Origin of the sequence: Conexibacter sp. CPCC 206217, assembly GCF_030646165.1 — a bacterium.
GTDB lineage: Bacteria > Actinomycetota > Thermoleophilia > Solirubrobacterales > Solirubrobacteraceae > Conexibacter.
In genome coordinates, this window is the sequence record NZ_JAUTDO010000004.1 from 444,156 (window position 1) to 461,917 (window position 17,762).

The window sequence follows — 17,762 nt, forward strand, 5'->3', positions numbered from 1 at the left end:
CTGCGCAGTCGTACCGATCCGCTCGATCTCCTGCGTCAGCTGCGTGACCTCGGAGACGATCGCCGCTCTGTCGGTCGTCGCGAGCGTGCCGTTCGCGTGCTGGACCGCCAGCTCGCGGACGCGCTGCAGCATGCTGTGGACCTCAGTCAGCGAACCTTCCGCCGTCTGCACCAGCGAAATGCCGTCCTGCGTGTTGCGCCGGGCCTGATCCAGACCACCGATCTGACCACGCAGCTTCTCCGAGATCGCCAGGCCGGCAGCATCGTCGGCGGCACGGTTGATGCGGAAGCCCGAGGAGAGGCGCTCCATCGACTTCGCGAGCTTCGTGCTGGTGCCCTCGAGGTTCCGGTGCGCGTTGAACGCCTCGACGTTCGTGTTGATGCGAAGGGACATGCTCGATCTCCTTGATCGTCCCGGGCAACTCCATGTCGCCCTTGCTTGACCTGGTCATCGGCGGCTGCCGGCGGGCCTTTAGGTTTCTTTCTCAGACGATCCGAGTGCTGGCACGTGACTGCTCTCGAGCAGTCGAGCGCGCGTTCCGGCCCCGGCGCTACACCCTCACGTCGACGTGGTCGTGCCCGTCGTCCCCGTGGGTCGGCTCCTGCGGCATGCGGCGCTCGGCGCGTGGTCTCGGACCGCCCTCCTCTTCCTCGCGCTCGCGCCGGCGCTGCTCGCGCTCCTCTGGACTGACGCGCGGCAGCAGTACGGGCGGGACGGGAAAGATGTTCGGGTTTCTCGGGATGATCGGGTTGACCGGCTCGGTCATCGCGGCGGCTCCGGCTGACGGGACACGACGCTAGACCTCGGCCGGCTGCTCGGGCACGGGCGGCGGAACGGCCGCGCGGCGCGCGGCCTCTTCCTCCTCGCGCTGCTCGCGCACGACCTCCAGCTCCGTGACCACCAGGTGGCGCCAGATCGCGACAGCCGTCGCCCACACGACGAGGTACGCGACGATGCCGCCGGCGAGCGCGCGCAGCAGCATGTCCTCGACCGGGACCTCGCCGCGCCACGACACGAACGCGACGAGCGCGAAGCCGGCCAGTCCCGCCCAGCCCTTCGCGCGCTTGACCTGATCGCCCGCTCTCGGATGGTTCGCGACGCTCGGCAGCGCCGCGCCGCCGCCGCGCTTCTTGCCACGGCCCCTGCCGCCCCTGGCGGCGCCCTTCGCACCGCGGACGGGCGCATTTCGCGGTCGGCCGCGGCTGTCACTCGCTGCCATCGTTCCTGTCCTCCCGGTCACAGCTCGCCGTCGCGCGTCATTCTGCGCGCGATCCGCTCGCGTTCGAAGATGAATGCGACCAAGCGACGGCGGTCGTCGTCCGACAGCTGCTCGATCGCGATCCCGCGGTGGCCCTCGTCGCTGGCGCGCGCCACGCGCCCGGCCCCCTCGATCGGCGGGTCGCCCTCCGTGACCTTCACGCGGAAGTGCACGGGCGTGCCGATCGGGAACGTGTCGGGTCCCGACGCGAGGATGCCGTTGCCGCTGACGTTGACCGTCAACGTGTCTATCCAGCTGCCCGGCTTGCCGTCCTCGTCGAGCGGGGCGAGCGCCATCGGCCGTACCGCTCCGACGCGCACGAAGTCGCGCCGCTGCACGACCTCGCAGGCACCGGCCAGCTTCAGCCTGACGACGTCGTAGGCCGCGACCGAGCCATGGCCCTCGATCCGCACCAGCCCGCGCGGACCGGGGAACTCGAGCGCCATCTGGGCGACGTCGCCGAGTTGCAGCGGGTCGCGCGCGTCGAGCATCAGCACGAGCACGATCTCGCCCTCCGCGATCCGCGTCACGCGGGCGGCGAAGCGCTCGCGAGCCGGCAGGATCAGGTCGACGTCCTGACGCACCTCGGGCAGGTGCGCGACCAGCGACGGGCCGCTCGATCTGCCTTGGCGCTTGCGCACGGGCGTCATGCGAGCATCCGCTCCGCGAGCTGGAGCGGGTCGGCCGGCGCGAACGAGCCGGGCAGCTCCAGGCCGGCGTTGACGTAGCTCAGCGGCAGCCGCGTCGCGCACGACAGCTCGACGACGGCGCCGATGTGCGCAGTCGAGTCGCCGTGCGTCATCGAGAGGCCGGTCGGTGCCAGCGGCGCGAGCCGCTCGACCAGCTCGTTCGCGGCGGCGGCGCTGAGCGTCGCCGGCAGCGTCAGCTGGATCTCGTCGAGCTCGAGCTGCGTCAGCTCGGCGGCGAGCCGCTGCACCGCGGCCTCGTCGCCGGGCGCCACGGCCGGCGTGTCGAGCACGACGACGGCCTCGCTGCGCAGCTCGGCGATCCGGACGGCTGCCTCGGCAGCGCTCGCGACCACCTCGACCTTGACGCCGTGCGGCTTCAGCAGCCCGCTCAGCTCGGCGCCGCCGTCCTTCGGTGCGAGCGTCAGACACGCGGCGGGGAACGAGCTGCCGAGCGCGTACGCGGCGACGAGCCCGGCGCTGCAGCGCGTCTTGCCGCTGCCGCCGGCGCCGACGAACGCGACGGCGCGACCGCCGAGGCGCGGCGGCGGCGCGACCGGGATCCGCCGCGCGAGCGTCGCGCGGACGGCGGCCGGGACGTCGGCGCCGGAGGTGAACGGCAGCACGTGCGCGGTCGCCTCGACCAGCAGCTCTCTCGCCACGGTCGGCGTCAGCCCGCGCGCGGACAGCGTGCCGGACAGCTCGACGGCCTCGGGCGAGGCGACGGCGTGGCGCGGTCTCGTCTGGACGCCGAGGCGACGGCGGCCGAAGAGGCTGCGACGCGGCGGCGCGGGTGCCGGACGCGGCTCGGGCTGCGGGCCGAGCGCGGGCGCGCCGGTCAGCGCGCCCGCACGCGGGACCGGCAGCAGCCGCCGCTCGGCGGCCTCGGCGCGCGCGGTCTCGGCGGCGCTCATGTTGGCGGCGATCGCCGCGGCCAGCTGGAGTGCCTGACTCGTCTGCGGCCCGACGCCGCTGGCGGACGGCTCGGTCACGGCCGCGGCCGCGACGCTGCCGGCCGGCTCGGCTCTGCGGCTCGCGGCGGCGACATCGGACGCCTTGACAGTTCTGGCGGCGGCCGCATCGGAAGCGCGCGCGGCTCTCGCAGCGGCAGCCTCCGAAGCCTTCGCCGCTCTCGCAGCAGCGGCCTCAGACGCCTTCGCAGCTCTCGCGGCGGCCGCATCGGAAGCGCGCGCGGCCGCGGAACCCTTCGCGCGGCCGGCTCTCGTGCGCTTCGCCGGCGCGGACGGCGCGGACGCCGCGGCGGCCGGCGGCAGATCAGGCGCGGGCGCGGGGGCCGGGGCAGGCGCCGGTCTCTGCGGGAACTCGACGGTGTCGCCGGCGAGGCGCTCGGCCGAGACCGGCGGGGCGAAGCGTCTGCGCGACGGGTCGACCGGCGGCGCGTAGCGGGCGCCCGGGACCTCGGGGCCCTCCGTCGCGACCCTCTGCACGATCGGCTCGGCGTCCAGCTCGGCGTGGGCGAGCTGGCGCGCGAAGCTGGCGCTGTGCTCGCGCAGGATCTCCGCGGTCGTGCGCGTGTCGCCGGCTCTGCCGCCGCTCGCCTGCGCCAGCAGCTCGGCGGCGCTCAGCCGCGGCTTCGGGCGCGAGCCGGGCACGCGCGCCGCCGGCTGCGCCGGCGCAGGCGCCGCAGGCGCCGCTTCAGAGATGGGTGGTGGCGAGAACTCGGCCGCCTCCTCCGCAGGAGCGTCCGCGACCGCGACCGGCGGCGCGGGCGCGACCGGCGGCAGCAGCGCCTCCGGCCCGGCCGGCAGCGGCGCCGAGGAGGTCGTCGCGAACGAGGCGCCGGACATCAGCGGAGCGTCGGGCGCGAGCGGCTCCGGGATCGCCGGCCCCTCGTCGTAGAGGTCGATCCGCATCCGCTGGCCGCCGGGGCGCGCCTGCACCTCGACGAACTGCTGCTGGAAGAAGCCGCCGATGCCGCCGACGAGGCCGTCGCGCTGGCGCACGATGACGGCGTCGGGGCCGAGCTCGGCGCGGATCTGCGGGAGCACTTCCTCAAGCGATCTGCCGCGATAGGTCCGCAGCGCCGGATCGTCGCTCACGTGCCCGTTCGTCGTCGGTCGATCGTCAACTTGCGAGCTCGCGGCTGCGGCCGTCGCCATCGAACGTTCACGCTGCTTCAGCGGTGCTGAGCTCATGCTCGATCACTCCAATCGTCTCCACACTGATGCCGGGTGCGATCTCGTTGTACGAGCAGACCGCGAGATGCGGGATCGCCTGTTCGACGAGGCGCCGCAGGTGGCGGCGCACGCGCGCCGAGCACAGCAGCACCGGACGGCTGCCGCGCGCGACTGCATGCTCCACCTGTGTTCGAAGCGCGCCCACCAAAGCCTGCGCGCGCACCGGATCCATCGCCAGGTACTCACCGTCGGACGTCTGCGTGATCGACGCCGCGATCTCCTGCTCGATCGCCGGGTCCAGCGCGATCGCCCGCAGGCGCTGCTCGGCGTCGACGTGCGGCGCGGTGATCGTGCGGCCGAGCGCCTGGCGCGCGTACTCCGACAGCAGCGCCGGGTCGCGCGTCAGCCGCGCCTTGTCGCCGATCGCCTCGACGATCGTGCCGAGGTCGCGGATCGAGACGCCCTCCATCAGCAGGTTCTGCAGCACGCGCTGGATCTCGCCGAGCGTGAGCATGTCCGGCACGACCTCGTTGACGACCGCCTCGTTGGACTCCTTCAGCTGCTCCAGCAGCTGTCTGGTGTCCTGGCGCGTCAGCAGCTCGGCGGCGTGTGCGCGGATCATCTCGGTCAGGTGCGTGACGATCACCGACTCGCCGTCGACGACGGTGTAGCCGAGCGCTTCCGCCTCCGCCCGCTGCGAGTCCGAGACCCACGTCGCGGGCAGGCCGAAGGCCGGCTCGGTCGTCGGCACGCCCTGCAACTGGCCGACCGCGTCGCCCGGATCCATCGCGAGCTGGTGGCCGGCCATTATGCGTCCGCGCGCGACCTCGGTCCCGCGCACCTTCAGGACGTACTCGTGCGAGTCGAGGCCCAGCTCGTCGTGGATCCGCACGGGCGGGATCACCATGCCGAGGTCGGTCGCGATCTGGCGCCGGATGACGGACACGCGCGACAGCAGCGTGCCGCCGGAGTGCTGGTCGACGAGCCGCACGAGGCCGAAGCCGATCGCCAGCTCGAGCGGGTCGATCGGGAGCGCCTCCAGCGCCGCGTCGCGCGGCTGCGCGACCGCACTGCCCTCCGCGTCGGCGAGCGCCTTCGCGTCGGCCGCGTCGCCCGCGGCGTCGGCGTCGCTTCTGCGCAGCATCCAGCCGATCGCGAAGAAGATGCCGCCGATCACGATGAACGGGACCTTCGGCAGGCCCGGCACGAGCGCGAACGCGAGGATCGCGCCGCCGGCCACCAGCGGCGCCTTGCGCTGCTTGAGGATCTGGTCGGATATGTCGGCGCCGAGGTCCTTGTCGGAGGCGGCGCGCGTGACGAGGATGCCGGTCGCGACCGAGATCAGGAGCGCCGGGATCTGCGCGGCGAGACCGTCGCCGATCGTCAGCAGCGAGAAGTGGTGGATCGCCTCGTTGAACGGCATCCCCATCTGCATGATGCCGACGGCGAGCCCGCCGATCAGGTTGATCAGCACGATCACGATCGCGGCCACGGCGTCGCCTCTGACGAACTTCGAGGCACCGTCCATCGAGCCGTAGAAGTCGGCCTCCTGTGCGATCTCGGTGCGGCGACGGCGCGCCTCGTCGTCGGTGATCAGGCCGGCGTTGAGGTCGGCGTCGATCGCCATCTGCTTGCCCGGCATCGCGTCGAGCGTGAAGCGGGCGCCGACCTCCGCGACGCGGCCGGCGCCGTTGGTCACGACGACGAACTGGATCACGATCAGGATGAAGAAGATCACGAGGCCGACGATCACGTTGCCGCCGACGACGAAGTCGCCGAACGCTCTGACGACGTGGCCGGCGTCGCCGGTCGTGAGGATCAGGCGCGTCACCGAGACGTTGATCGCGAGCCGGAACATCGTCGTCAGCAGCAGCAGCGACGGGAACGAGGCGAAGTCGAGCGCTCTTCTGAGGTAGAGCGTCGAGACGACGATCGCGATGCCGGCCGAGATGTTCAGCGTGATGAAGAAGTCGAGCAGGACCGGCGGCAGCGGGATGATCAGCATCACGACGATCAACACGACGCCGAGGGCGGCCAGCAGGTCCGTCTGACTCGTCACCCTTCTCAGCAGGTTGGAGTTCGCGGCTGCGGCCGTCGCCGACGGGGCGTCGCGCTGGTTCGAACGTGCTGGGCTCATCGGGCGACGGCCTTCCTGCGGGCGGTTCCCGCGACTCTGTAGACGTGCGCCAGCACCTGCGCGACGGCCTGGTAGAGATCCTCAGGGATCATCTGGCCGACCTCGACGCTGGCGTGCAGCGAGCGTGCGAGCGGTCTGTTCTCGATCACCGGCACGTCGTGCTCGGCGGCGATTCTCTTGATCTGCAGGGCGATCAGGTCCTGCCCCTTCGCGACGACCTCGGGGGCGGGCTTGGAGCCGTCGTACTTGAGCGCGACGGCGAAGTGGGTCGGGTTCGTGACGATCACGTCCGCCTGCGGGACGGCGGCCATCATGCGAGCACGCGCCTGCTGCATCATGCGGCGGCGCTGCATGCCCTTGACCTCGGCCGGCAGCGACTGCGATCTGTGCTCGTCCTTGACGTCCTGCAGGGACATTCTCAGCTGTCTCTCGTGCTGCCAGCGCTGGTAGGCGTAGTCGATGAAGCCGATGAACAGGTAGGCGATCGCGGCGCGCTGCGCAACGGCGAAGACCATGCCCGCCAGCTCGCTGCCGAGCTGCACCGGGCTGGTGCCGACGGTCGCGGCCAGCTCGGTCATCTTCGGCATCAGCGTCATCGCGACGATCACGCCGACGACGGCGACTTTGAGGATCGACTTGCCGGCCTCGAAGAACATTCTCGGGCCGAAGATGTTTCTCGCGCCCGACAGCGGGTCGATCCGTCTCGGCTGCGGCTTGAGCGCCTCCGCCGACGGCTTCAGGCCGACCTGGCCGACGTTCGCGACGACCGCCGCCACGACGCAGACGAGCGCGACCGGCGCGACCGCGTAGACGAGCGTCTGCAGCGTCGACATCATCAGCGTCTCCAGCCCGCGCGCGGTCAGCGCGCTGCCGGGGTCGGCGATGCGGTCGAACGCGTCGCACATCGACGTCGCCATGCCGTTGACCATCTTCGGCCCCATCAGCGACAGCACGAGCAGGCCGGCGATCATCACGATCGAGCCGTTGACGTCCATCGAGCGCGCGACCTGGCCTCTGCGCCGCGCGTCCGCGCGGCGTCTGGGTGTCGCTCTCTCTGTTCTGTCGTCAGCCATTCCTCACCCCGCTCGCAGAACCTGGAGCGCCTCGCCGACGCTGAGTTGGAGCTGGTCGGTGATCCAGTTGCCGACGAACGGCAGCGAGGCCGCGACGACGACGAGACCGACGATCACCTTGACCGGGAAGCCGACCGCGAAGACGTTCAGCTGCGGCACCACGCGCGAGACGACGCCGAAGCCGACGTCGGTCAGCACGCAGGCGATCAGGACCGGCGCGGCGACCTCGAGCGCGGCCGCGAAGATGTTCGTGAAGACGGCGACGACCGCCTCGCCGATCGAGGCGAAGTCGGGCGACGCCGTCAGCGGCACGATCTCGAACGTGCGCGAGAGGCCCTGGATCAGCCAGGCGTCGCCGTTGATGACGATGAAGATCGTGACCGCGACGAGGCTGTAGACCTTCGCCAGCACCGCGGTGTTGTTGCCGGTGATCGGGTCCAGCGAGGCGCCGAACGCGAAGCCGACCATGAAGTCGAGGATCGACCCCGCCATCTCGATCGCCGCGAACATGATCGCGACGGTCAGCGCGAACGCGAGCCCGACGAGCAGCTCCTTGACGAGCAGCGCGATGATCGCCATCAGCTCGGTCGGCAGCGTCTGACCGGCGACGGCGAGCGGGTAGAGGCCGAGCGCGAAGGCGAGCGCGACGATCGTTCTGGCGCGCGCGGGGACCGAGCGCGACGAGAACAGCGGGGCGACGATGAAGAGCGGGCTGATGCGTGCGAGCACGAGGAAGAAGCCGACGACGTTTCTGACGCCGATCGCGGCCAGCAGCTGCTGCGCGCTGTCCTGCGTCGTGTTCATCCGCCACCGACGAGCGTCGGGATCGAGCGGTAGAGCTCTTCCGTGTACGACATCAGCTGGCCGAGCATCCACGGGCCCGCGATGATCAGCACGACGGCCGTCGCGATGATCTTCGGGATGAACGAGAGGCTCTGCTCCTGGATCTGCGTGACGGCCTGGAAGACGGAGACGACGAGACCCACGGCGAGGCCGACGAGCAGCAGCGGCCCGCCGATCTTGATCGCCAGGTCCAGCGCCTGCGTCGACAGGTTCATGACGGTGTCTTGATCCATCACGCCACCCTCAGCCGCTGAAACTTCGGACGAGCGAGTCGGTGATCAGCGCCCAGCCGTCCACCAACACGAACAACAGGATCTTGAACGGCAACGAGATGAAGACCGGTGGGAGCATGATCATGCCCATGCTCATCAAGGTCGAGGCGACGATCAGGTCGATCACCAGGAACGGCAGGAAGATCATGAAGCCGATCTGGAAGGCCGTCTTGAGCTCGCTGATGATGAACGCCGGGATCAGCGTCGTCGTCGGGATGTCTCTATAGGTTCTCGGCTGCTCTCTGGCGCCCGACAGGCGCACCATCAGCGCGAGGTCCTTCGTGCGCGTCTGCTCGAACATGAACGCGCGCAGCGGGACCTGCGCCCGCTCGACCGCCTGCGCGGTCGAGATTCTGTGGTTCTCCAGCGGATCCCACGCCGTCGTCTTGATCTCTCTGAACGTCGGCGCCATCACGAACAGCGTCAGGAACAGCGCGATCCCCACCAGCACCTGGTTGGGCGGTGAGGTCGGCGTGCCGATCGCCGTGCGGATGAAGCCCAGCACGATCAGGATGCGGGTGAAGCCGGTGAGGCAGAAGAGCGCGGCGGGGATCAGCGTGAACGCGCCGATCAGCAGCAGGACCTGAATCGCCTGATCGCCGTCGACCGTGTTCATCGCCGCACCGTCCACCTGCGCATGTGGCTGACGACCTGACGCGGGTTGCGCAGCTTGACCGCGGGGATCGCTGCGGCCGCGTCGGCGCCGGTGTCATCGGGAAGGATCAAATCGCCCCATTCGTCGACCAGGCCGGCGTCGCGCGCCTCCTGCTCGCTGTATGTGCGGACCGGCGTCACGCCGTGCTCGCCGACGCCGACGAGCACGAGCTCGTTGCCGGCGCGCACGAGCTGCAGCGTGCGGCCCGCGCCGAGCGGCACGGACGCGACCGCCTGCAGACCGCCGACAGCACGCGGCTGCCGGCTCTGCTTGAGCTGTCTGAGGACCCAGGCGACGCCGTAGATGACGCCGATCACGATCGCCAGGCCGACGATCGTGCGCACGATCGAGCCGCCGTTGCCGGAGCCCGCGTCGCCCGCAGGGGTCGTCGAGGTGCCGAGCTGCACCGGGGTGCTCTCGACGTCTCTGGTGCCGGCGGCGAGCGCGGGCGAGCAGAGCAGGAGTATGAGGGCAGCGCAGAGCGCAGCCGCCCGTGGAAGCAGGGAAGCCGTATTCATCGAGGGAGACTCCGAGGGAGAGTCGTCCCGATGATCGGCGTTTTCGCGCAGAGCTTTAGCGCTGATCTGCAGGCTGCGCGCCAACGCGCCTGAAACGGGCCCGAATCAAGCCCGTGCAGCCCCACTCCGTTAACTGGAAAAGCCCCGGCAATTGCCGGGGCTTCGACCCAGATCGGATGGTCCGACTGCGCTGCTAGTTCAACGCCTTGCCAACCGCATCGAGCACGCGATCGGCCTGGAACGGCTTCACGACGAAGTCCTTGGCGCCGAGCTTGATCGACTCCAGCACCTTCGCCTCCTGCCCGAGCGCGGAGCACATCACGACCTTCGCGCCGGGATCGATCGCCATTATCTCGCGCAGCGCCTCCAGGCCGTCCTTCTCGGGCATGGTGATGTCGAGCGTGATCAGCTCGGGACGCAGCTCCTGGAAGCGTTGGATCGCCTCCACGCCGTTGCCGGCTTCCCCGACGACCTCATGGCCGCCGTTGGAGAGCGCGTCGGTCAGCATCTTGCGCATGAACGCAGCGTCGTCGACGACGAGCACACGTGCCATCAGGACACCGTTCCTTCCTGTTCGGGGATTTGCACTTCGGGTTCGGCCTCTCGGCCGGCGACGTCGGCGAGCCGCAGAGCCCACTCGCCGTCGTCGGTCAGGACGAGCTGGCCGCTTGCGAACCGCAGTCCGTTGACGTACAGATCGACCGGTTCGTCGGCCTTGCGGTCGAGCTCCAGCACCATGCCCGCTGGCATCTCCGGCGCGTCGCGCAACGGCACGCGCGCGCGGCCCAGCTCGGCCCACACGCGCACGCGGATGTCGCGCAGCGCCTCGTCGAGCGCAACCTGCTCGTCGAACTCGGCGCCACCGTGGTCGATCGCACCGCCCCCCTGCGAGCCGCCGACCGTCTCGACCCCCATCTCGTCCAGCGCGCGCGTCATCCGCACGACGAAGGCGTTGGGCACCAGCTGCACGAGGCGGCATGCCTCGTCGCAGACGCGGAACGTCGCGCGCGTGCCGTGCGGCGCCATCTCGTAGGCCTCGGAGGCTTCCGAGGCGCTGCCGAACAGACGCGTCTCCGGCGGCGCGATCTCGACCTCCTGACCGAGCACGACACCGATCGCCGCGGCGGCGGCGGCCATCATCTGGTTCGCCGCCTCCGCGACCGCGGACAGCTCCAGCACGGTCAGCTCGCTGGCGTCGTCCTCCGGTGCCGGCATCCCCATCATCGAGGCCGCGATCCTGCGCGCGCCCGTCGCCGTCATCAGGAAGATGTTCGCGCCGGTGACGCCGTCGACGTAGGCGACGGAGACCGCCACCGCCGGCGTCTCGAGCGTCGCGAACGGGCTCGTGTCGGGGTTCAGGACCGACACGTCGCCGCGCTCGACCTCGTCGGGGCAGAGGCTCTCCAGCACCTTCGCGATCGCCTCCGCGGTGGAGGCGCCGAGGCGCATCAGCGCTTCTCTGGTCGTCATTGCGACAGCTCCTCTCGGGGGAATCCAAGGCCTTCGGCCGCAGGATTCCCCACGATCTGGACCGCGCGGCGCGAGCCGCTGCGGCCGGGCTGGGCATGGTGGATCGGCACGTCCTCGGCGTAGACGACGACGCCGTCGGCGGCGAGCGAGCCGAGCTTGACGAGGTCGCCCGGCTTGAAGCCGAGCACGTCGTCGATCGCCAACTCGATCGAGCCGACCTCGGCTCGCATCGTGACGCTGGCGCCCGCCAGGGCCGCCTCGATCAGCGCCGCCGCGCGCGGGTCGTCAGTGCGCGTGCGCACGTCTCGACCGGCGATCTCGTCGGCGACCGGGTCTATCGACGACCACGGGATCAGCAGCGCGAGCGTCGATGAGTGGCGGTTGATGCGCGACTCGAGCGTGACCGTCAGCGTCGGCTCCGAGATCGCGGCGATCTGCATGCCCTCGACGTGCGTGTCGACCTCCTGGGCCACGAACGTCTGGCCCGAGAGGTCCTGCCACTGGATCGACAGCTGCGTCGTGAGCGTCTCGAACAGACGTCTGGAGAGGACCCAGTCGATCTCGCTCAGCTTGCGCACGCGCGGCGGTCTCTCCGGCGCGCCGCCGAGCAGGTGCTCGATCGCCATCAGCATGAACGGCAGCTCCGCGGTCATCAGCATCCGCGTGTCGTGCGGCGCGACGTCGAGCGGCACGCCCAGCGATGCGGGCGGCAGCTGCTGCTGCGCCGCCGACCAGGTCAGCTGCGTGGTGTTGATGACCTCCAGCTCCAGCGGCACGCGCAACTCGGCCGTGAGGCGCGCCGACGCGGTCTGGCAGAACATGTCGAGCGTGCGCACGATGCGCCGCTCCTGCTCGCTGGTGAACTTCGTCGGGCGTGCGAAGTCGACGGTTCTGAGCCGTCGCCCGCGTCGTCCGACGGCGCCCTCGTCGGGCAGCTCGCCATGCTTGGCCGCCTCGACCAGCGCGGCGATCTGCTCGTTCGTAAGGATCTCGCTCATCGGCTGACCGCCTCCGCATTCCATCGTTGGCCCGAGGGGGCGCTCCACAGCTCCACTTCTCTGCCGCCCGCCTCCTTCACCGTCACCGTCATCGCGCCGACGTGCAGGCGCATCGTGCGGCCGCGCCGGCCGCCCGTCTCCGCCGCGCGCAGCGGGATCCGCGCCTTCGCCAGCGCGGCCCTCACCGCGACCGCGTTGCGCGCGCCGATGTCGAGCGCGCTGCCGACGCCGACCTCGAACATCTGAGCGCCGCCGACCATCACGGCCTCCAGCCGCACGCGCCGTGCGCCGAGCTGCTCGCTCGCCGCTATCAGCGCGGGGATCGCCGTGTCGGCGAACTTGCCCTCGGGCGCGTTCGGGGCCGCCGCCGCGTCCGGCAGCATCACGTGGGCGAGTCCGGCCACGCTTCTCGCGCGGTCCACGACAGCGACGCCGATGCACGAGCCGAGCCCGATCGTCAGCAGTTCGTCGTCGGCCTCGGAGCTGACTGCCAGCTCGCCCATTCGCACGATCTTCACCGCTCCCGTCCGACCATCACGCGTTCCCGACTCCGAGACGGCCGAGCAGCTCGGCGATCCCTCCGGAGGTCGGCAGCAGCAGGAACGAGAGCTCGCACTCGACGCCGGCGACGGCGAGCCCGGTGTCCAGCACGAGCGCGCTGTCGGTCTCGCCCACGGTCTCCGCCAGCAGCGTCGCGACGATCGCGCCGAGCATGTCGGTGACGACGTGCGGCGGCCTCGGCTCTATCGCGAGGCTCGCCATCATCGCAAGCGCGTTGATGTACGAAGTGCCGAGGATGTTGCCGATCTCGCCGATCGCGGAGTCGCCGACCTCGGTGCCGGCCTCGACGCCGAGCAGGCCGCAGAGCGTCGCGGCGTCCTCGGTCGGGAACAGCAGCAGCACGAGCGCATTGATGTCGCCGAAGATCGGCAGCACGACGGAGCTGACCGTCTTGTCGGCCGGGCCGACGGCGTCGACGGCGTCGGCGAGCGGCAGGGCCAGCGCACGCGGCACGGACAGCTCGACCTCGCGGCCGAGCATGCTGGCGAGCGCCGTGGCGGCATTGCCGGAACCGATGTTGGCCAACTCGCGCATCGCGTCGAGCTGGAGATCGGAGTACGTGGTCACGGGGTAGCTCCTTCCTGAGGCGGCATCAGGCGATGGGGACGGCGCCGGTCTGCGCCGTCAAGGCGTCGCAGTCGACGATCAATGCGATCTCGCCGTTGGAGAGGACGGCGCCGCCGGACACGGCGGCGCGGTCGCTGACCTCGGGTGGGAGCGGACGGGTGACGAGTTCGCGCTGGCCGACGAGCGTGCCGACGGCAAGCGCGAGACGGCGGTCGCGGCCGCGCACGATCACGGCGTGGTCGTGCGCCTCGCCGGACGGGACGATGCGGCCGGCGAGCGCTTCGCCGGCGTCGATCAGGGGCAGCACGCCGTCGCGCAGCACGAGCATGCGCGAGCCGGCGACGGAGCGGACCGCGTGGTCCTCCAGCCGCAGCGTGCGCTCGACGCGGTCGAGCGGTATCGCGAACGGCATCTCCTCCGCCTCGACCAGCAGCGCGCTCATGATCGCGAGCGTCAGCGGCAGGCGGATCTGGGCGGTCATGCCCGCGCCGAACTCCGACGCGACGATCACCTCGCCGCCGAGCTCGCGGATCTTCGCCTGGACGGCGTCCATGCCGACGCCGCGGCCGGAGATGTCGCTGGTCTGCTCGGCGGTCGAGAAGCCGGCCGTGAAGAGCAGCTCGGCGGCCCGCTGGGAGTCGATCGTGGGGATCGCCTCCTCGCTGATCAGGCCGCGCTCGAACGCCTTCTGCGCGACGTGCTGCGGGTTGACCCCGCGGCCGTCGTCGCGGACGCTGATGACGACGTTGCCGCCCGCGTGGCGGGCGGAGATCTCCAGCACGCCGGTGCGCGACTTGCCGGCCGCCGCGCGCTCGTCCGGCGGCTCGAGGCCGTGGTCGAGCGCGTTGCGGACGAGGTGCACGAGCGGGTCGCCGAGCGCGTCGACGACGGTCCGGTCGAGCTCCGTCTCCTGCCCGACGAGCCGCAGCTCGACCTCTTTGCCGAGCTTGCTGGAGAGGTCGCGCACGAGCCGCGGGAAGCGCAGGAAGACCGCCTCGACCGGGATCATGCGGACCTGCATCACCATCGCCTGCAACGCCTGCGAGCTGCGCGCGAGGTCCTGGATCGCCTGCTGCATGCCCGGCACGTCGGCGTCGTTGGCGAGCGTCTCGACGACGGTGCGGTGGATCACCAGCTCGCCCATGAAGTGCATCAGCTGGTCGAGCCGCTCGGCGTCGACGCGGACGGTCGCGCCGGCGTGGGCGTGGTTGTTGGCGTGGTTGGTCGCGACCCGCTTGGGCGCGGCGGCGGCCGGCGTGGCGCCGTTGCCGTCGGGGCCGCCGACGAGGATCGGCTCGGCGTCCGCGTGCAGCGCGCCGAGCAGCTCGCCCGACGGCGGCATCAGGTCCTCGGCGGCGTCGCCGAGGACGGCGTCGTCGACGTCGCTGACGTTGCGCGCGGCGGCCAGGATCACCTCGTCGTCGCGATCGCTCGCGAGCCAAGCCTCGAGGCGGCTGCCGGCGAACTGCTCGACGCCGTCCTGCGCGGGGATCGAGCCGACGATCTCGCCCAGCTCGGTCATCGCGGTGAAGAACATGAAGGCGCGCACGGCCGGCATCAGCGCCTCTTCGGACAGGTCCGCGACGACGTGCACGATGCGGCGGCCGTCGGCGAGGTCGCGCGCGGCGGGCAGGTCGGGCAGGTCGACGCCGCCGATCTTCTCCAGCTCCTGCTCGGGCGTGCGGTCGCGGATCAAGCCCTTCAGCTGCTCGATCAGCGCGGCCGGGTCGAGCTGCTCGGCACCGTCGGTGGCGATCTCCTCGACGGCCGCCTCGAGTGCGTCGAGGCACTTGAAGAGGACGTCGATCGCCTCGCGCGAGAGGCCGTCGGCGCGCTGCTTGAGCAGCTCGAAGACGTCCTCCATCTGGTGCGTCAGCGCGGCGATCGCGGCAAAGCCCATCGTCGCGCTCATGCCCTTGAGGGAGTGTGCGATGCGGAAGATCTCGTCGACCGTCTCGCGGTCGTCCGGGGTCTCCTCGATGCGCACGACGGCGAGATTCAGCTCCTGCAGATGCTCGCGCGACTCGGCGAGGAACATCGGCAGATATTCGGAGGTGTCCATCAGCGGGCGCCCTAGCTCTTGCGGTAGGTGAAGGGATGGGTGGAGACGAGCCCCAGCTCGCGCGGGCGGCTGACGCGCTCGGTCGAGCCGATCACGAAGTAGCCGCCGGGGCGGATCGACGTCACGAGACGCTCGTGCAGCGCGTCGCGGACGTCCTCGGTGAAGTAGATGACGGTGTTGCGGCAGAGCACGAGGTCGTACGCCTCGCGTCGCGGCTGCACGCGCAGCAGGTCGCCGACCTCGAAGCGCGTCAGCGCGCGCAGCTCTCTGCTCGCCTGCCACTCGTCGCCGTCGCGGGCGAACCAGCGCTCGAGCACCGTTCTGGAGGCGCTGCGGGCGTCCTCGTCGCTGAAGCGGCCGAGCTTCGCGCGCTCGACCATGCGGCGGTCGATGTCGGTGCCGACGATCTCGGCGCGCGTTCTCTGGTCGAGCTGCCGGAAGAGCGCCGCGAGCGTGTACGCCTCCGCGCCGTAGGAGCAGCCGGCGCTCCAGGCTCTGACGCGGCCGGCGCTCGAGCGGGCGATCAGCTCGGGCAGGATCTCGCGCTCCAGCACGGTCCACTGCTCCGGGTTGCGCCACAGCTGCGAGACGTTGATCGTGACGCGGTCGAGGAACTCCTCCAGCTCGCCTCTGTCTCTGCGCAGCAGGCCGAGGTAGACCGTCAGGTCGCTCTCGCCGCGGCGCTGCGCGAAGGAGCGGATGCGCCGCTCCATCTGCCCGCGCTTGTACTGCAGCAGGTCGATGCTGGTGAGCGCGCGGATGCCCTCGCAGAAGCTCGTGTAATCGTCCTTTGCCGTCGCGGCGGCGGACGACGGGCGCGGAGCCGTAGCGGTCATGCGCCCGCCTCCGCCGCGATCGCGGCCGGCAGCTCGTGCAGCGGCAGGATCTCGTGTGCGAGGTTCGCCTCGGCGACCGCGCGCGGCATCCCGTAGACGGTGCAGGTCGACTCCGCCTCGACGAGCACGCGCCCGCCTCTGCGGCGCACGGCCTGCGCGCCTTCGAGCCCGTCCTTGCCCATTCCCGTCAAGACGACCAGCACGAGTCGTTCTCCGAACGCCTTCGCGGCGTCGGCGATCGTCAGGTCCGCGCGCGGGCGCAGACCGCCGATCTCCGGTGCGTCGCTGAGCGTGATGATGCGCGACGGCTCGGCCAGGCGCAGGTGCGCGCCGCCCGGTGCCAGCAGCGCGACCTTCGGGTCCAGCGCCTCGCCGCCCGCAGCCTCACGGACGTTGAGGTTGGAGACGCGGTCCAACCGCGCCGCGAGCGAGTTGGTGAAGCCGGGCGGCATGTGCTGGACGATCAGCGTGCCGGCGCCCAACGGTGCCGGCAGCGCCGGGATCAGCTCCGCCAGCGCCTTCGGACCGCCCGTCGAGCAGGCGATCACGACGACCCGGCGGGTGCCGCTGTGGGCGCGTGCGCGCCGTTCGAGACGGTTGGTGCCGCCGAGGCCGGCGGCGGTCCCGGGCACGCTCGGACGCGCCGACGGCGCAGCCGGACGGGTCCGTCCCGCGACGCTCGGCGCGGCCGCGGCGGCTCGGCCCGGGCTGCGGCGACGCGATGCGGCGGCGAGCCGCACCTTGTCGCTCAGCTCGGTCGTGAAGCGGTCGATCCCGTCGCCCACCGCGGGCTTGGCGACGAGGTCGAAGGCGCCCTCTGCGAGGGCGTCGACGGCCCGCGCACCGTGCGCGGGCGAGAAGGCCGAGACGACGACGACGGGCGTCGCGCGCTCGCCTTGACGGCGCAGCGCTCTCAGCACGCCGATGCCGTCGAGGCCCGGCATCGCCAGGTCGAGCGTCATCGCGTCGGGACGCTCGCGCTCACACAGCGCGAGCGCCTCGTCGCCGTCCTTCGCGGCGCCGACGACGTCGAAGCCGGCATGCTCCAGCGTCGACGTGACGACGCGGCGCATCAGGCCGGAGTCGTCGGCTACGACGATCCGTGTTGCGGTGGCGCTCGACATCGGCAGGTGCTCGGGGGGGGTTCGTGGACGCGCAGCCGGGTGGCTACGCGGTCACGAGGTCGGCGACGCCGTTGGTGGTGGCGCCGGCGCTGCTGCCAGCCTCGACGGCGGCAGCTGCCGCGACCGCGGATGCGGAGGCGAAGATGCCGGCGGGGTTCAGCAGGATCACGAGTCGATCGTCGATCTTGGCGATCGCCTCGATCGACTCGTTGTCGGCGGCGGGAACGTCCTCGATCTGTCCGGACTCGACCGTCAGGACCTCTTCGACGTCGTCGACGATCACACCGGCCATGTCGGTGGCGGTCTCGACGATGACGATCTTCGCGCTCTCCTTGCGCTCGGACGCGAATCCGAGCCGTGACGCGAGGTCGTAGACGGGGACGATCTTGCCGCGCAGCGAGATCACGCCGCGGACCCAGTCGACATCCGATGCGACCGAGCGAGGCTCGGTGTACCGGATGATCTCGTGGACCTGCGTGATCGGCAGGGCATACTCCTCGTCGCCAAGGGAGAAGACGACGAGCTGGCGTGTGGTCTGACCTTCGGACATGTGACTCTCCGGCG

General features: G+C 71.1%; 19 protein-coding genes and 1 pseudogene. All 20 read right to left on the reverse strand.

What is annotated here, in order from left to right:
- A pseudogene (locus Q7L65_RS13250) lies at nt 1-393 on the reverse strand (flagellin FliC); the annotation flags it as partial.
- Nucleotides 394-550: 157 nt separating this feature from the next.
- Entirely contained in the window at nt 551-766 is a 216-nt protein-coding gene (locus tag Q7L65_RS13255; protein ID WP_304721820.1) for a hypothetical protein, read from the reverse strand.
- A 30-nt stretch (nt 767-796) separates the two neighbouring features.
- Nucleotides 797-1,219 carry a hypothetical protein gene (locus Q7L65_RS13260; protein WP_304721821.1) on the reverse strand — a complete coding sequence of 141 codons (423 nt, stop codon included), beginning with the start codon at nt 1,217-1,219 and terminating at the stop codon, nt 797-799.
- 17 nt (nt 1,220-1,236) lie between these two features.
- Complete coding sequence (locus Q7L65_RS13265; RefSeq protein WP_304721822.1) at nt 1,237-1,908, reverse strand: PilZ domain-containing protein; 672 nt, start codon at nt 1,906-1,908, stop codon at nt 1,237-1,239.
- Nucleotides 1,905-4,004 (reverse strand): hypothetical protein, encoded by a 2,100-nt coding sequence (locus Q7L65_RS13270; protein WP_304721823.1) that lies wholly within the window; start codon nt 4,002-4,004, stop codon nt 1,905-1,907. Before Q7L65_RS13270 ends, Q7L65_RS13265 begins: the two co-directional genes overlap by 4 nt.
- A gap of 67 nt (nt 4,005-4,071) precedes the next feature.
- Nucleotides 4,072-6,219: a flagellar biosynthesis protein FlhA gene (gene flhA / locus Q7L65_RS13275; RefSeq protein ID WP_304721824.1), complete on the reverse strand. Its 2,148-nt coding sequence runs from the start codon at nt 6,217-6,219 to the stop codon at nt 4,072-4,074.
- Complete coding sequence (flhB, locus tag Q7L65_RS13280) at nt 6,216-7,292, reverse strand: flagellar biosynthesis protein FlhB (RefSeq protein ID WP_304721825.1); 1,077 nt, start codon at nt 7,290-7,292, stop codon at nt 6,216-6,218. The genes flhA and flhB overlap by 4 nt, the downstream gene beginning before the upstream one ends.
- Before the next feature lie 3 nt (nt 7,293-7,295).
- Complete coding sequence (gene fliR / locus Q7L65_RS13285) at nt 7,296-8,096, reverse strand: flagellar biosynthetic protein FliR (RefSeq protein WP_304721826.1); 801 nt, start codon at nt 8,094-8,096, stop codon at nt 7,296-7,298.
- Nucleotides 8,093-8,368 carry a flagellar biosynthesis protein FliQ gene (gene fliQ, locus Q7L65_RS13290; protein ID WP_304721827.1) on the reverse strand — a complete coding sequence of 92 codons (276 nt, stop codon included), beginning with the start codon at nt 8,366-8,368 and terminating at the stop codon, nt 8,093-8,095. Before fliQ ends, fliR begins: the two co-directional genes overlap by 4 nt.
- Nucleotides 8,369-8,378: 10 nt before the next feature.
- Nucleotides 8,379-9,023, reverse strand: a complete 645-nt coding sequence (gene fliP, locus Q7L65_RS13295; RefSeq protein WP_304721828.1) for a flagellar type III secretion system pore protein FliP — start codon at nt 9,021-9,023, stop codon at nt 8,379-8,381.
- The gene (locus tag Q7L65_RS13300) at nt 9,020-9,580 is read right to left on the reverse strand and encodes a flagellar biosynthetic protein FliO (RefSeq protein WP_304721829.1); all 561 of its coding nucleotides are present in this window, start codon (nt 9,578-9,580) and stop codon (nt 9,020-9,022) included. Before Q7L65_RS13300 ends, fliP begins: the two co-directional genes overlap by 4 nt.
- Nucleotides 9,581-9,773: 193 nt before the next feature.
- Nucleotides 9,774-10,136, reverse strand: a complete 363-nt coding sequence (locus Q7L65_RS13305; protein WP_370552559.1) for a response regulator — start codon at nt 10,134-10,136, stop codon at nt 9,774-9,776.
- Nucleotides 10,133-11,050, reverse strand: coding sequence for a FliM/FliN family flagellar motor switch protein (locus Q7L65_RS13310; RefSeq protein ID WP_304721831.1), 918 nt, complete (start codon nt 11,048-11,050; stop codon nt 10,133-10,135). The genes Q7L65_RS13305 and Q7L65_RS13310 overlap by 4 nt, the downstream gene beginning before the upstream one ends.
- Complete coding sequence (locus Q7L65_RS13315; protein ID WP_304721832.1) at nt 11,047-12,048, reverse strand: flagellar motor switch protein FliM; 1,002 nt, start codon at nt 12,046-12,048, stop codon at nt 11,047-11,049. Before Q7L65_RS13315 ends, Q7L65_RS13310 begins: the two co-directional genes overlap by 4 nt.
- Nucleotides 12,045-12,566, reverse strand: coding sequence for a chemotaxis protein CheD (locus tag Q7L65_RS13320; protein WP_304721833.1), 522 nt, complete (start codon nt 12,564-12,566; stop codon nt 12,045-12,047). Before Q7L65_RS13320 ends, Q7L65_RS13315 begins: the two co-directional genes overlap by 4 nt.
- Before the next feature lie 16 nt (nt 12,567-12,582).
- Entirely contained in the window at nt 12,583-13,176 is a 594-nt protein-coding gene (locus Q7L65_RS13325) for a chemotaxis protein CheC (protein WP_304721834.1), read from the reverse strand.
- 25 nt (nt 13,177-13,201) lie between these two features.
- On the reverse strand, nt 13,202-15,238 hold the full coding sequence (locus Q7L65_RS13330) for a chemotaxis protein CheA (RefSeq protein ID WP_304721836.1): 2,037 nt from the start codon (nt 15,236-15,238) through the stop codon (nt 13,202-13,204).
- Nucleotides 15,239-15,249: 11 nt separating this feature from the next.
- Nucleotides 15,250-16,074 carry a protein-glutamate O-methyltransferase CheR gene (locus Q7L65_RS13335; RefSeq protein WP_304721838.1) on the reverse strand — a complete coding sequence of 275 codons (825 nt, stop codon included), beginning with the start codon at nt 16,072-16,074 and terminating at the stop codon, nt 15,250-15,252.
- On the reverse strand, nt 16,071-17,198 hold the full coding sequence (cheB, locus tag Q7L65_RS13340; RefSeq protein WP_304721840.1) for a chemotaxis-specific protein-glutamate methyltransferase CheB: 1,128 nt from the start codon (nt 17,196-17,198) through the stop codon (nt 16,071-16,073). Before cheB ends, Q7L65_RS13335 begins: the two co-directional genes overlap by 4 nt.
- Before the next feature lie 43 nt (nt 17,199-17,241).
- Complete coding sequence (locus Q7L65_RS13345) at nt 17,242-17,748, reverse strand: chemotaxis protein CheW (protein WP_304721842.1); 507 nt, start codon at nt 17,746-17,748, stop codon at nt 17,242-17,244.
- Between the last annotated feature and the right edge of the window lie 14 nt (nt 17,749-17,762).

Excerpts from the sequence above, each read along its gene's own strand:
- Q7L65_RS13255 (WP_304721820.1), bottom strand. The coding sequence starts at position 766 with ATGACCGAGCCGGTCAACCCGATCATCCCGAGAAACCCGAACATCTTT.
- Q7L65_RS13260 (WP_304721821.1), bottom strand. The coding sequence starts at position 1,219 with ATGGCAGCGAGTGACAGCCGCGGCCGACCGCGAAATGCGCCCGTCCGC.
- Q7L65_RS13265 (WP_304721822.1), bottom strand. The coding sequence starts at position 1,908 with ATGACGCCCGTGCGCAAGCGCCAAGGCAGATCGAGCGGCCCGTCGCTG.
- flhA (WP_304721824.1), bottom strand. The coding sequence starts at position 6,219 with ATGAGCCCAGCACGTTCGAACCAGCGCGACGCCCCGTCGGCGACGGCC.
- flhB (WP_304721825.1), bottom strand. The coding sequence starts at position 7,292 with ATGGCTGACGACAGAACAGAGAGAGCGACACCCAGACGCCGCGCGGAC.
- fliR (WP_304721826.1), bottom strand. The coding sequence starts at position 8,096 with ATGAACACGACGCAGGACAGCGCGCAGCAGCTGCTGGCCGCGATCGGC.
- fliQ (WP_304721827.1), bottom strand. The coding sequence starts at position 8,368 with ATGGATCAAGACACCGTCATGAACCTGTCGACGCAGGCGCTGGACCTG.
- fliP (WP_304721828.1), bottom strand. The coding sequence starts at position 9,023 with ATGAACACGGTCGACGGCGATCAGGCGATTCAGGTCCTGCTGCTGATC.
- Q7L65_RS13300 (WP_304721829.1), bottom strand. The coding sequence starts at position 9,580 with ATGAATACGGCTTCCCTGCTTCCACGGGCGGCTGCGCTCTGCGCTGCC.
- Q7L65_RS13310 (WP_304721831.1), bottom strand. The coding sequence starts at position 11,050 with ATGACGACCAGAGAAGCGCTGATGCGCCTCGGCGCCTCCACCGCGGAG.
- Q7L65_RS13315 (WP_304721832.1), bottom strand. The coding sequence starts at position 12,048 with ATGAGCGAGATCCTTACGAACGAGCAGATCGCCGCGCTGGTCGAGGCG.
- Q7L65_RS13330 (WP_304721836.1), bottom strand. The coding sequence starts at position 15,238 with ATGGACACCTCCGAATATCTGCCGATGTTCCTCGCCGAGTCGCGCGAG.
- Q7L65_RS13335 (WP_304721838.1), bottom strand. The coding sequence starts at position 16,074 with ATGACCGCTACGGCTCCGCGCCCGTCGTCCGCCGCCGCGACGGCAAAG.
- cheB (WP_304721840.1), bottom strand. The coding sequence starts at position 17,198 with ATGTCGAGCGCCACCGCAACACGGATCGTCGTAGCCGACGACTCCGGC.
- Q7L65_RS13345 (WP_304721842.1), bottom strand. The coding sequence starts at position 17,748 with ATGTCCGAAGGTCAGACCACACGCCAGCTCGTCGTCTTCTCCCTTGGC.